At 48.0% G+C, this 640-nt stretch carries 1 pseudogene; it reads left to right on the forward strand.

The annotated features are described in order from the left end of the window. Positions 1-47: 47 nt before the first annotated feature. Positions 48-640 (forward strand): annotated as a pseudogene (locus ACG2F4_RS19395) (hypothetical protein); the annotation flags it as partial.

Below are 640 nucleotides of genomic sequence, written 5' to 3' on the forward strand. Positions count from 1 at the left end.
ACGCGTTTAGGGGTTAGGATTTTAACAATTTTAAACTAAGAAAGGCCATGCAAACGCTTGATATTCAATATCTTAGGGATGTTAATTCTCACAAAAACACCCTGCGTATGCATGACCTGAAAACCAATTTCGATAAAATTCTGCCCATCGTCAATGAAACCTTGGCGGATTTCCTTAATTCTGATCTGAATGTGCAATTTTATCCGAATAAACCCCGCATGCCAGATGCCCACATTATTAGTCTGGCCCTGTTGCAAGAGGCCCTGGGTATTGATAGCGAACACTGGTTTTGGAGTAAGCTGCAAGCCGATTACTCCCATGATTTTTCCACCTTGCCTCATCTGAGCTGCTATAACCGCCGCCGCAGGCGACTGGCCGGCTGGATCGAAAAACTGGCCCGCCTGTGGGGACGCCACATATGTCCCTATGAGGACACCTACATGGTGGACAGCATCCCTGTACCTGTGGCCCATATTGCCCGTGAACACTCCACAGCGGTCTGTCGAGAACATTTCCATAGCGCTCCCGATAAAGGTTACAGTGCAATCACCGACCAGTATTATATCGGCTACAAGCTGCATTTGGTAGTGAGTTTGGACGGGGTCTATCAGAGCATGGATCTGACCAAAGCCAGTGTCCA

It is taken from the genome of Halalkalibaculum sp. DA3122 (assembly GCF_043951865.1).
GTDB lineage: Bacteria > Bacteroidota > Rhodothermia > Balneolales > Balneolaceae > JAMQKA01.